Raw genomic sequence first — 13,591 nt, 5'->3', positions numbered from 1 at the left:
GCACCACGGACTACAGGGACAGGGAAGGACGCGCCGCATGGCGAACGAGCAGGAACTCGTCGACTACCTCAAGCGAGTCGCCGCCGAACTGCATGACACCCGCGAGCGGTTGCGCGACGCCGAGGACAGGACCCGGCAGCCCATCGCGATCGTCGGCATGGCCTGTCGTTTCCCGGGCGGCGCCCGGTCCCCCGAGGACCTGTGGCAGCTCGTCACGGAGGGCAGGGACGCCATCTCGGGCTTCCCCACCGACCGGGGCTGGGACCTCGACGCGCTCTACGACCCCGACCCCGACCACCCCGGCACCTCCACCACCCGACACGGCGGATTCCTGGACGATGCCACCGAGTTCGACGCCGGGCTGTTCGAGATATCGCCGCGCGAGGCGCTGGCCATGGACCCGCAGCAGCGGCTGCTGCTGGAGACGTCCTGGGAGGCGTTCGAACGCGCCGGGCTCGCGCCGGAGCGGCTGCGCGGCAGTACCACCGGCGTGTTCGTCGGCGCGGCCACCTCCGGCCATGTCGTCGGCCTCCAGCGCGGCGGGCCGGGCATCGAGGGATACGCGCTCACCGGCAGCTCGGGCAGCGTCGTGTCCGGCCGCATCGCCTACACCTTCGGCCTCGAAGGACCGGCCGTCACGGTCGACACCGCCTGCTCCTCCTCGCTGGTCGCGCTGCACTGGGCGTGCCAGGCGCTGCGCGCCGAAGAGTGCGGGCTCGCGCTGGCCGGTGGCGTGACCGTGATGTCGGTGCCGGGGATGTTCATCGAGTTCAGCCGCCAGCGCGGCCTGGCCCCGGACGGCCGCTGCAAGGCGTTCGCGGCCGGCGCCGACGGCACCGGCTGGGGCGAGGGCGTCGGCCTGGTCGTGCTGGAACGCCTCGCCGACGCGCAACGCAACGGCCACCGCGTCCTCGGCGTCATCCGGGGCTCGGCGATCAACCAGGACGGTGCCTCCAACGGCCTCGCCGCGCCCAACGGCCCCTCCCAGCAGCGCGTCATCCAACAGGCCCTGGCCAACGCCCGGCTGACCGTCCACGACGTGGACGCCGTGGAGGCGCACGGCACCGGCACCACCCTCGGCGACCCGATCGAGGCGCAGGCGCTGCTCGCCACCTACGGCCAGGGCCGGCCCGAGGACCGGCCGCTGTGGCTGGGCTCCCTCAAGACCAACATCGGCCACACCGCCGCCGCCGCGGGCATCGGCGGCGTCATCAAGACCGTGATGGCGCTGCGGCACGCCCAACTGCCGCCCACGCTGCACGTCGACGCCCCGTCCCCCTACATCGACTGGTCCGCCGGATCGGTGCGGCTCCTCACCGAGGGCCGCCCCTGGCCGTCGAGCGGCCGCCCGCGCCGCGCCGGGGTCTCCTCGTTCGGCATCAGCGGCACCAACGCGCACATCATCCTCGAACAGGCCCCGGACGACGCCCCCGAGGCGCCGCCCCGGGCCAACGATCAACCCCAAGTCCCCGCCGTCTTCCGCCCGGACGTCACCGCGCCCTGGCCGCTGTCCGGCCGGGGCCCGGACGCGCTGCGGGCCCAGGCGGCGCGGCTGGCCGCGTTCGCCGGGGCCGATGTGTCCCCGGACGATGTCGCGCTGTCCCTGGCCACCACCCGGGCCGCCCTGTCCCATCGCGCCCTCGCCCTCGGCGAACACTCCGACGGCCTGCGCCGGTTCGCCGGTGGGGAGACCGCCACCGGCATCGTCCAGGGGCTCGCGGACATCGAGGGCAAGGTCGCCTTCGTCTTCCCCGGTCAGGGGTCGCAGTGGGTGGGGATGGCGTTGGAACTGCACGCGTCCTCGCCGGTGTTCGCGGTGCGGTTGGAGGAGTGTGCGGTGGCGTTGGCGCCGCATGTGGGGTGGTCGTTGCTGGATGTGCTGGGTGATGCTGCCGCGTTGGAGCGGGTGGATGTGGTGCAGCCGGCGTTGTGGGCGGTGATGGTGTCGCTGGCGGAGCTGTGGCGTTCCTGTGGTGTGGAGCCGGCGGCTGTGATCGGGCATTCGCAGGGGGAGATCGCGGCTGCTGCGGTGGCGGGTGTGCTGTCGTTGGAGGACGCGGCGCGGGTGTCGGCGTTGCGGGCGCGGGCGTTGCTGGCGCTGTCCGGGCGGGGCGGCATGGTCTCGGTCGCCGAGCCTGCGGAGAACGTGCGGGGACGGTTGGCGCGGTGGGGTGAGCGGTTGTCGGTGGCGTCGGTGAACGGGCCCGGCTCCACGGTGGTGTCGGGTGAACCGGCGGCTTTGGACGAGTTGTTGGCCTCCTGCGAAGCGGAGGGGGTCCGTGCCCGGCGGATCGCGGTGGACTACGCGTCGCACTCGCCGCAGGTGGCGGAGATCCGCGACGACATCCTCACCGCGCTGGAGGGGATCGAACCCCGCGCCGCCACCGTGCCCTTCGTCTCCACGGTCACCGGCCGGGCCATCGACGGAGTCGAACTCGACGCCGCCTACTGGTACACCAACCTCCGGGAAACCGTCCGCTTCGAGGACGGCGTCCGCGATCTGCTCGACCGGGGCCACGCGGCGTTCATCGAGGTCAGCGCCCACCCGGTGCTCACCATCGGCGTCCAGGAGACCATCGAGGCGGCCGACGGCCGGGCGGCCGCCGCCCTGGGCACGCTGCGCCGCGACGAGGGCGGCCCGCGCCGTTTCCTCGCCTCTCTGGGCGAGGCGTGGACGCGGGGCGTGGCCGTCGACTGGCCCGCCGTCCTCGCCGGCCGCGACGCCGCCGTCATCGACCTGCCGACCTACGCCTTCCGCCGCCGCCGCTACTGGGCCGACGGCTCCCAGGGCGTCCCCGGAGATGTCACCGCCACCGGCCACCCGTTGGCGGGTGCGTCGGTGTCGGTGGCGGAGGACGGCGGCCTGTTGCTGACCGGGCGCGTCTCGCTGCGCGCGCATCCCTGGCTGGCGGATCACGCGGCGCTGGACACGGTCCTGCTGCCCGGCACCGCGCTGGTCGAACTCGCCCTGGCGGCAGCCGACGACACCGACTGCGACACCCTCGAGAGCCTCACCATCGAAGCCCCTTTCCCTCTGCCCGAACAGGGCGAGGTGGGGCTTCAGGTGGCGGTGGGCGCGCCGGGTGCGGACGGGCGGCGTTCGGTCGCGGTGTTCTCGCGGGTGGTTGAGGGCGAGGGCGAGTGGGCGCGGCATGCGGTGGGCGTGCTGGGCCGCGGTGTCGGCGGTGCGGCCGATGAGTTGGGGGGTGTCTGGCCGCCGGCGGGCGCGGAGCCGGTGGATCTGGCCGGTTTCTACGCCCGTGCGGCCGAGGCCGGTTATGGGTATGGGCCGGCGTTCCAGGGGTTGCGTGCGGCATGGCGGTCGGGCGAAGAGGTCTTCGCCGAGGTCGTGTTGGACGGGGAGGCGCGCGGGGACGCCGATCGGTTCGGGCTCCACCCCGCCCTCCTGGACGCCGCACTCCACGCGGGCCTGCTCACCGGCCCCGACAACACCTCCGAAGTGCGACTCCCCTTTGACTTCGGCGGCGTCACCCTGCACGCCACCGGCGCCACCGCTCTCCGCGCCCGCGTCAGCCCCGCCGGGGACGGCACCCTCGCCGTGCACGCGGCCGACCCCACCGGCCGGCCCGTCGCCACCATCGACGCGCTGACCCTGCTGCCCGTCGACGAGACACAACTCCGCCGCGCGGCCGATGGCCGGAACGAGGACCGCGTCCTCCACCGGACCGACTGGACCGCGCTGCCGACCGGCACGCCCGCCCCCGGCGCGACAACTCCCGCCTGGGCGCTGCTCGGTACGGCTCCCGCCGGTGAACTGCCCGGCACGCGCTACCCCGACCTCACCTCGCTCGCCGAGGCCGTGGCCTCCGGGGCGCCCGCGCCGGACATCGTCGCGGTCCTCCTCGGCGAGGCACCCGGCGCCACCTTCGCCGAACGGTCCCACGCCGCCACGGCCGACGCGCTCGCCGTGGTGCAGTCCTGGCTCGCCGGGGACCAACTGCCCGACGCGCGGCTGGTGGTGGTCACTCATGGGGCGGTGGCCGCCGGGCCGGGCGAGGACGTCACCGACCTGACCCATGCCCCGGTGTGGGGTCTGATGCGCTCCGCCGCCACCGAACACCCCGACCGCTTCCTGCTCGCCGACCTCGATGACACCCCCGAATCGCAGGCGGCCCTGCCCGCCGCCGTCGCCCATGCCATGGCCGCCCACGAGAACCAGTTCGCCCTGCGCCGGGGCACGGCCCTGGTGCCGCGTCTGGTCCGCGTCGGCACCGGCGGTGGGGTGGCCGGTCCGGCATGGGATCGGGAGGGTGCGGTGTTGGTGACGGGTGGTACGGGTGCGTTGGGTGGTCTGGTGGCCCGGCATCTGGTCACGCTGCATGGGGTGCGGCATCTGGTGCTGACCAGCAGGCGGGGCATTGAGGCGCCGGGTGCGGCTGAACTGCTCGCCGAACTGGGGGAGTTGGGCGCTGAGGTGCGGGTGGTGGCCTGTGATGTGGCCGACCGCGAGGAGCTGGCCGAGGTGCTGTCTCCCGAAGCCGGGGTTCCGGTGCGTGGCGTGGTGCACGCCGCGGGGGTGCTGGACGACGGCGTGGTGGGTTCGTTGACGCCGGAGCGGCTGGCGGCTGTGCTGCGGCCGAAGGTGGACGCGGCCTGGCACCTCCATGAGCTGTCCCGTGACCTGGACCTGACCGCGTTCGTCCTCTTCTCGTCGGCGGCCGGTGTGCTCGGCAATCCGGGGCAGGCCAACTACGCGGCCGCCAACGCGTTTCTGGACGGGCTGGCGGCGCACCGGCGTGCGGCCGGGCTGCCCGCGACCTCGCTGGCCTGGGGCCTGTGGGAGCAGCCCAGCGGCATGACCGCCCACCTCGACACGGCCCAGGAAGACGGCGGTTGGGCCTCCCGCGCCGGGATCCTGCCGCTGCCCGCCGAGGCCGGTCTCGCCGCCCTCGACACGGCCCTCACCGACCACGGCGAGCACGCCCTGCTGGTCCCCGTCCGCCTCGACCACCGTGTTCTGCGCACCCGCGCCGCCAACGGCGTGCTGCCCGGCGCCCTGCGCGGCCTCGTCCGGACCCCGTCCCGGCGCGCGGCCGAAGGGCCCGCCGAGGCGCCCGAGACGGCGGCCTGGGCAACGAGCCTGGCCGGCCTGCCCCAGGCGGAACGCGAACGGCGACTGCTCGACCTCGTGCGGGACCAGGCGGCCGCCGTCCTCGGCCACGCGACCGCCGACGCCATCGACGGCGACCAGGCGTTCAAGGAGCTGGGCTTCGACTCACTCACCGCCGTCGACCTCCGCAACCGCCTCTCCGGCGCCACCGGTCAACGGCTGTCCGCCACGCTGATCTTCGACCACCCCACCCCGGCCGCCGTCGCCCGCCACCTCGGCACCACCCTGTCGGCCATCCCCGCACGCCGCTCCGGAACCCCGGCCCCGCCGCCCGAGGCCACCGACGCCGACGAGCCGGTGGCCATCGTGGGCATGGCGTGCCGTTTCCCGGGCGGCGTGCGGTCTCCCGAGGACCTGTGGCGGCTGGTCGCCGAGGGCGGCGACGCCATCTCCGGCTTCCCGACCGACCGGGGCTGGGACCTCGACACCCTCTTCGACCCGGACGGTGCCCGGCCTGGCACGTCCTATGTGTGCGAGGGCGGGTTCCTCCACGAGGCCGCCGACTTCGACCCGGACCTCTTCGGCATCTCGCCGCGCGAGGCCGTCACCATGGACCCCCAGCAGCGGCTGCTCCTCGAAGCGGCCTGGGAGACCTTCGAACGGGCCGGGATCGACCCCGCCTCCGTCAAGGGCACTCGGACCGGCGTCTTCGCCGGCGTCATGTACCACGACTACGCGTCCCACGTGGAGAAGGCCGGCGACAGCGCCGAGGGATACCTGCTCACGGGAACGTCCGCGAGCGCCGTCTCCGGGCGGCTGTCCTACACCTTCGGCCTCGAAGGCCCGGCGGTCACCGTGGACACGGCCTGCTCCTCCTCGCTGGTCGCGCTGCACCTGGCCGCGCAGGCACTGCGGCAGGGGGAGTGCGCACTCGCCCTCGCGGGCGGCGTCACCGTCATGGCCACGCCGAGCGTGTTCGTCGAGTTCAGCAAGCAACGCGGCCTGGCGCCCGACGGCCGCTGCAAGTCGTTTGGCGCGGGGGCGGACGGCGCCGCCTGGTCGGAGGGCGTCGGGGTGCTGCTGCTGGAAAGGCTCTCCGACGCGCGCCGCAACGGGCACCGCGTGCTGGCCGTCGTCCGCGGCTCCGCCGTCAATCAGGACGGCGCGAGCAACGGCCTCACCGCCCCCAACGGCCCCTCCCAGCAACGCGTCATCGAACAAGCCGTGGCCCGCGCCCGGCTCGCCCCGGGGGACATCGACGCGGTGGAGGCGCATGGCACGGGTACCACGCTCGGCGACCCGATCGAGGCGCAGGCGCTGTTGGCCACCTATGGTCAAGGGCGGCCCGCGGAAAAGCCGTTGTGGCTCGGGTCCGTGAAGTCCAACATCGGCCACACGCAGGCCGCGGCGGGCGTGGCGGGCGTCATCAAGATGGTGCAGTCGATGCGGCACGGGCTGCTGCCCCGCACGCTGCACGCGGACGAGCCGACCCCGCACGTGGACTGGTCGGCCGGTGCTGTCGAGCTGTTGAGCCAAGAGCGCGAGTGGCCGTCGAACGGCCGCCCGCGCCGCGCCGGGGTCTCCTCGTTCGGCGCGAGCGGCACGAACGCCCACGTCATTCTCGAATACGACCCGTCCGAAGCCGCCGACACCACGGACACCGCGCCGCCCAGGCCGACCACTGACCCGGTGCCGTTCAGTGGCGGCCCCCTGCCCTGGGTGCTCTCGGCCAGGAGCCCCGAGTCCCTGCGGGGCCAGGCCGAGCGGCTGGCCCAGTACGCGGCGGGCGCGGACGGGCCCCAACCGGCCGACATCGCCCTGTCGTTGGCGGCCACCCGCGCGGCGCTCGACACCCGCGCCGTGGTGATTGCGGAGAACAACGAGGGCTTCCGCGCGGCACTCGCCTCGCCCGAGAGCGGAACGGTCACCAAGGGCGTGGATCGTCCGGTGTTTGTGTTTCCGGGGCAGGGGTCGCAGTGGGTGGGGATGGCGTTGGAACTGCACGCGTCCTCGCCGGTGTTCGCGGTGCGGTTGGAGGAGTGTGCGGTGGCGTTGGCGCCGCATGTGGGGTGGTCGTTGCTGGATGTGCTGGGTGATGCTGCCGCGTTGGAGCGGGTGGATGTGGTGCAGCCGGCGTTGTGGGCGGTGATGGTGTCGCTGGCGGAGCTGTGGCGTTCCTGTGGTGTGGAGCCGGCGGCTGTGATCGGGCATTCGCAGGGGGAGATCGCGGCTGCTGCGGTGGCGGGTGTGCTGTCGTTGGAGGACGCGGCGCGGGTGTCGGCGTTGCGGGCGCGGGCGTTGCTGGCGCTGTCCGGGCGGGGCGGCATGGTCTCGGTCGCCGAGCCTGCGGAGAACGTGCGGGGACGGTTGGCGCGGTGGGGTGAGCGGTTGTCGGTGGCGTCGGTGAACGGGCCCGGCTCCACGGTGGTGTCGGGTGAACCGGTGGCTTTGGACGAGTTGTTGGCCGCCTGCGAGGCGGGCGGGGTGCGGGCTCGGCGGATCGCGGTGGACTATGCGTCGCACTCGCCGCAGGTGGCGGAGATCCGCGACGACATCCTCACCGCGCTGGAGGGGATCGAACCCCGCGCCGCCACCGTTCCCTTCGTCTCCACGGTCACCGGCCGGGCCATCGACGGAGTCGAACTCGACGCCGCCTACTGGTACACCAACCTGCGGGAGACCGTTCGCTTCGAGGACGGCATCAGGGCGCTGCTGGCGCGCGGGCATGGGGTGTTCATCGAGGCGAGCGCCCACCCGGTGCTCACCATCGGCGTCCAGGAGACCATCGACGCGACGGGCAGCCAGGCCGTGACCGCCGGCTCGCTGCGGCGGCACGAGGGCGGGCCGGAGCGTTTCCTGACCTCGCTCGCCGACGCCTGGACCCGGGGCGCCCCCGTCGACTGGACGGCCGTGCTCGCGGGGCTCGACGCCCGCACCGTCGAGCTGCCCACCTATGCCTTCCACCACCGGCGCTACTGGCCGGACACCGGCGGCGCGGCCACCGATGTCTCGGCCGCCGGGCTGGTCTCGGCGGATCACCCACTGCTCGGCGCCGCCGTCACCCTCGCCGAGGACGAGCAGACCGTCCTCACCGGCCGCCTCTCCCTGCTCAGCCACCCATGGCTGGCCGATCACGCGGTCGGCGGAACGGTGATCCTGCCCGGCGCCGCCTTCGTCGAGCTCGCCGTCCGCGCCGGTGACGAGGTCGGCTGCGATGTGCTCGACGAACTCGCCCTGGAGGCCCCCCTAGTCATCCCCGATCGGGGAGGGGTCGGGCTCCAGGTCGTCATCGGGGCCACGGACGGCGCCGGGAAGCGCGCACTGTCCATCCACTCCCGCCCCGACGACCCCGGGAATACGGCGGGAAGCTGGGTGCGGCACGCCACCGGCACCCTCGCCGCCGGCCGGGAGGAGCCGTCGTTCGACCTGGCCGCCTGGCCCCCGGCCGGCGCGGAGCCCATCGACCTCAACGGCTTCTATGCAGGGCTGTCGGGGACGGGTTACGGGTACGGCCCGGCCTTTCAGGGGTTGGCCGCGGCCTGGCGGGCGAGCGACGGTGACCAGGTGTTCGCCGAGGTGGAGCTGGCCGAGACGCAAGCGCGGGAGGCGGGCCGGTTTGCCCTGCATCCGGCCCTGCTGGACGCCGCGCTGCATGCCGTCGTCGGCACGGGACAGGAGCAGGAACGGGGCCGCGTGCGGCTGCCGTTCGCGTGGGGCGGTGTCCGCCTGTACGCCGATGGCGCCACCCGCCTCCGGGTCCGGCTGAGGCCCTCCGGCGGCGGCTCGTTCGCCATCGACCTCGCCGACGCCGCCGGTCGTCCCGTCGCCTCCGTGGACTCCCTCGCGACGCGCCCCGCCTCGCTCGACCGGATCGGCGCCCTGATGCCGGGCGGCGATGAGGCGTTGTTCGGGGTGGAGTGGGTTCCGGTGGCGGTGCCGGAGAACGTTTCGGAAGTGGAGTCGACGGTTGTGGAGTTGGCGCCTGGGGAGGTGTCGCCGGGGGTGGTTGGTGCGGCGACGGTGGAGTTGTTGGGTGTGGTGGGGGAGTGGCTGGCTGCGGAGTCTTCGGATGTGTCGCGGTTGGTGGTGGTGACGCGGGGCGCGGTGGCCGTGCGGTCGGGTGAGGGTGTGCCCGACTTGGCGCATGCGGGTGTCTGGGGGTTGGTGCGGTCGGCGCAGGCGGAGAATCCCGGGCGGATCGTGCTGATCGACCGCGACGGGGACGGTGAACTGCCCCTCGACGCCGCCCTCGCCACCGGCAGGGAGCAACTGGCCCTGCGCGACGGCCGGTTCCTCGCCCCCCGCCTCACCCGGAACGCCGCGGACGGAACGCTCCCCCTGCCCGCCGAGGACACCTGGGTCCTCGACACCACGGCCGCCGGCACCCTGGAGAACCTGGCCTTCGGCCCGCATCCCTCCGCCGAACGCCCCCTCGCGCCCGGCGAGGTGCGGGTCGCGGTGCGGGCGGCCGGGCTGAACTTCCGCGATGTGCTGGCCGCCCTGGGCATGTATCCGGGCGAGGCGACGATGGGCAACGAGGCCGCGGGCGTGGTCACCGAAGTCGGCCCGGACGTCGCCGACTTGACTGTCGGCGACCGTGTGATGGGGCTGATCCCCGGCGCGTTCGGGCCGCTGACCGTGGCCGATGCCCACATGGTCGCGCGGTTCCCCCGGGACTGGTCGTTCGAGCAGGCCGCCTCCGTGCCGTCCGCCTATCTGACGGCCTATTACGCGCTGGTGGATCTGGCGGGGTTGCGGTCGGGGGAGCGGGTGCTGATTCACGCGGCCGCCGGTGGCGTGGGCACGGCGGCGGTACGGCTGGCGCGGCATCTGGGCGCGGAGGTGTTTGGCACGGCGAGTGAGTCCAAGTGGGGCGTGCTGCGGGCGGCCGGGCTGGATGACGCGCATATCGCCTCTTCCCGCGACGCGTCGTTCGAGGAGCGCTTCTCGGGCGGTGTGGAGGTGGTACTGGACTGTCTGGCCGGGGAGTTGGTGGACGCGTCGCTGCGGCTGCTCTCCGGGGGCGGGCGGTTCATCGAGATGGGCAAGACCGATGTCCGCGACCCGGACGACGTCGCCCGCGCCCACCCCGGCGTCGCCTACCGCGCCTTCGACCTTGTCGAAGCGGCGGGCCCCAAGCGCGTCGGAGAGATGTTCGCGGAGCTGAACGACCTATTCGCCTCTGGTGTGTTGGAGCCGTTGCCGGTGCGGGTGTGGGACATCCGGCGGGCGCCGGAGGCGTTCCGCTTTATGAGTCAGGCGCGGCATGTCGGCAAGCTGGTGCTGACCGTGCCGCAGTCGTGGGATCCGGAAGGGACGGTGCTGATCACCGGTGGCACCGGCACGCTCGGTGCCGCGCTGGCCCGCCACCTGGTGACCACGCATGGGGTGCGGCATCTGCTGCTGACCAGCCGCCGGGGACCCGACGCCCCCGGCGCGAGCGAACTCGCCGCCGACCTGGCGGAGTTGGGTGCCGTAGCGAGCGTGGTTGCCTGTGATGCCGCCGACCGCGAGGAACTGGCCGCCGCGCTGGCCGGGATCCCCGCCGAGCACCCGCTGCGCGCCGTCGTCCACACGGCAGGCGTTCTGGATGACGGCGTGCTCGCCTCGTTGACCCCGGAACGCGTGACCAGCGTGCTGCGGCCCAAGGTCGACGCCGCCTGGCACCTCCACGAGCTGACCCGCGACCTGGACCTCACCGCGTTCATCCTCTTCTCCTCCCTCGCCGGAGCGGCCGGCAGCGCGGGCCAGAGCGCCTACGCGGCGGGCAACACCTTCCTCGACGCGCTCGCCGCCCACCGCCGGGCCCAGGGTCTGCCCGCCACCTCCCTCGCCTGGGGCCACTGGGCCCAGGCCAGCGGAATGACCGGCGACCTGGCCGCCGCCGATCTCGCGCGCATCAGCCGCACCGGACTGCTGCCCATGCCCACCGAACAGGGCCTCGCCCTCTTCGACACCGCCTGCCGACGCGACGAAGCCCTCCAAGTGCCCGCGCGGCTCGACCTGTCGGGCCTCCGGAAGCAGGCCGACGCGGGCACGCTGCCGTTCCTCTACAGCGGCGTCGTCCAGGTCGCGCCGCGCCGCCGCGCCGCCTCGGGGGGCCCGGCCGCGGGCTACGCCGACGCGCTGGCCGCCCGCCTCGCCGGGCAGTCCGAGCGCCAGCGGGCCGAAACGGTGCTGGACCTGGTGCGCGACCATGCCGCCACCGTGCTCGGGCATACCTCCGCCGAGGCCATCGACGCCGACCGGGGCTTCCTGGACCTCGGCTTCGACTCCCTCACCGCCGTGGAGTTCCGCAACCGGCTGGGGGCGGCCACCGGCGTGCGCCTGCCCACCACGGTCATCTTCGACCACCCCTCCCCGGCGGCTCTGGCCTGCCACCTCCTCACCGCCCTGGCGCCGGCCGACGGCACCTCCGGCGAGGCCGGAGACCCGGCCGGTGAGGTGCTCACGGCCATGGCCTCCTGGGAGGCCCGGCTCGCGGCCCTGCCGCAGGACAGCGGCGGCCGGGCCCGGGCCGTGAAGCGGCTGCGGGCGTTGCTCTGGAAGCTCGAAGGCGACGAGGCCCCCGAGGGCCAGGAAGCCGCCACGGACGAGAAGGCCGGGCTCGACTCGGCGACGGACGACGAGATGTTCGCCCTGATCGAGAAGGAACTGGGCCTCAACTGAACGGGAGTCAGCGTCGGATGGCCAGCAACGAACAGAAGCTCCGCGAGTACCTCAAGCTCGTCACGGCCGATCTTCAGCAGACGCGCGCCCGTTTGCAGGCCGTGGAGGCGAAGGGGCAGGAGCCGGTCGCCATCGTGGGCATGGCCTGCCGCTACCCGGGCGGCGTCGCCTCCCCCGCGGACCTGTGGGAGCTGGTCAACGGGGGCTGCGACGCGATCGGCGCGTTCCCCGACAACCGGGGCTGGGACCTGGACGCCCTCTACGACCCCGACCCGGAGGCGTCCGGCCGGACGTATGTGCGCGAGGGCGGCTTTCTGCATGACGCGGGCGACTTCGACGCGGACTTCTTCGGGATCTCGCCGCGTGAGGCGCTGGCGATGGATCCGCAGCAGCGGTTGCTGCTGGAGACGTCGTGGGAGGTGTTCGAGCGGGCCGGGATCGACCCGACCTCGGTCAAGGGCAGCCAGACCGGCGTCTTCATCGGGGCGGGCAACCCCGGCTATCTCGGCGGCGGCATCCGCAACCCGGAGCAGGAGGTGGAGGGTTACACCCTCACCGGCAACGTCAACAGCGTCATCTCCGGTCGCATCGCGTACTCCTTCGGTCTGGAGGGGCCGGCCGTCACCGTGGACACGGCCTGCTCCTCGTCGCTGGTCGCGCTGCACTGGGCGTGCCAGGCGCTGCGCGCCGAGGAGTGCGGCATGGCCCTGGCCGGGGGCGTCGCCGTCATGCCGAACCCATGGCTCTTCGTGGAGTTCAGCCGGCAGCGCGGGCTGGCCCGCGACGGCCGCGTCAAGGCGTTCGCGGCCGGCGCCGACGGCACCAACTGGGGCGAGGGCGTGGGCGTGTTGCTGCTGGAGCGGCTGTCGGACGCGCGGCGCAACGGGCACCGGGTGCTGGCGGTCGTGCGCGGCTCGGCGACCAACCAGGACGGCGCCAGCAGCGGACTGACCGCGCCGAACGGCCCGTCCCAGCAGCGTGTGATCGAACAGGCCCTGGCGAGCGCCCGGTTGGCGCCGGGTGATGTCGACGCGGTGGAAGCGCATGGCACGGGCACCGCGCTGGGCGATCCGATCGAGGCGCAGGCGCTGCTCGCGACCTATGGCCAGGACCGGCCCGGTGAACGGCCGTTGCTGCTCGGCTCGATCAAGTCCAACATCGGCCACACAACGGCGGCGGCGGGCGTGGCCGGGGTCATCAAGATGGTGGAGGCGATGCGGCACGGGGTGCTGCCGCGCACGCTGCACGTGGACGAGCCGACCCCGCACGTGGACTGGTCCGAGGGCGCCGTCGAGCTGCTGGCCGAGCCCACCGAGTGGCCCGAGACCGGTCGGCCGCGCCGGGCCGGGGTCTCCTCGTTCGGGATCAGCGGCACCAACGCCCACATCATCCTGGAGGAGGCGCCGGAGGCGGAGTCCCCGGAGGCGGAGTCCCCTGCGGTGGTGGATGGTCCGTTGCCGTATGTGCTGTCGGGCCGGGGTGAGGCGGCGCTGCGCGCCCAGGCCGCCCGGCTGCGCGACCACCTCCAGGACCGGCCGGAGCTGCCGTTGCCCCGGCTGGGCGCGGCCCTGGCCACCACCCGGGCGGCGCTGGACGACCGGGCGGTGCTGCTGGCCGAGGACCGCGACTCCCTGCTCGCGGGGCTGACCGCGCTGGCCGAGGACATACCGGCCGGGGATGTGCTTCAGAAGACCGCGCGTCAGACGAAGATTGCCTTCCTGTTTTCCGGTCAGGGGTCGCAGCGGGTGGGGATGGGTCGGGGTTTGTATGGGTGGTTTCCGGTGTTCGCGGGGGCGTTGGATGAGGTGTGTGGGGTGTTGGACGGGTTGGTGGGGTGTTCGGTGCGGGAGG

General features: G+C 73.8%; 2 protein-coding genes. Both read left to right on the top strand.

Translation table 11 applies throughout. The features are described 5' to 3' along the window. Positions 1-37 precede the first annotated feature (37 nt). Positions 38-11,740, top strand: coding sequence for an SDR family NAD(P)-dependent oxidoreductase (locus tag RM590_RS16585; RefSeq protein WP_311705359.1), 11,703 nt, complete (start codon positions 38-40; stop codon positions 11,738-11,740). Positions 11,741-11,757: 17 nt separating this feature from the next. Next, positions 11,758-13,591: type I polyketide synthase (locus RM590_RS16580; RefSeq protein WP_311705358.1), on the top strand; the 1,834-nt coding region annotated here is incomplete at its 3' end.

The organism is Streptomyces litchfieldiae (genome assembly GCF_031845365.1).
Classification (GTDB): Bacteria; Actinomycetota; Actinomycetes; order Streptomycetales; family Streptomycetaceae; genus Streptomyces; species Streptomyces litchfieldiae.
Note: the sequence above shows the minus strand (reverse complement) of the source record. Positions and strands in the feature narration are given on the sequence as shown.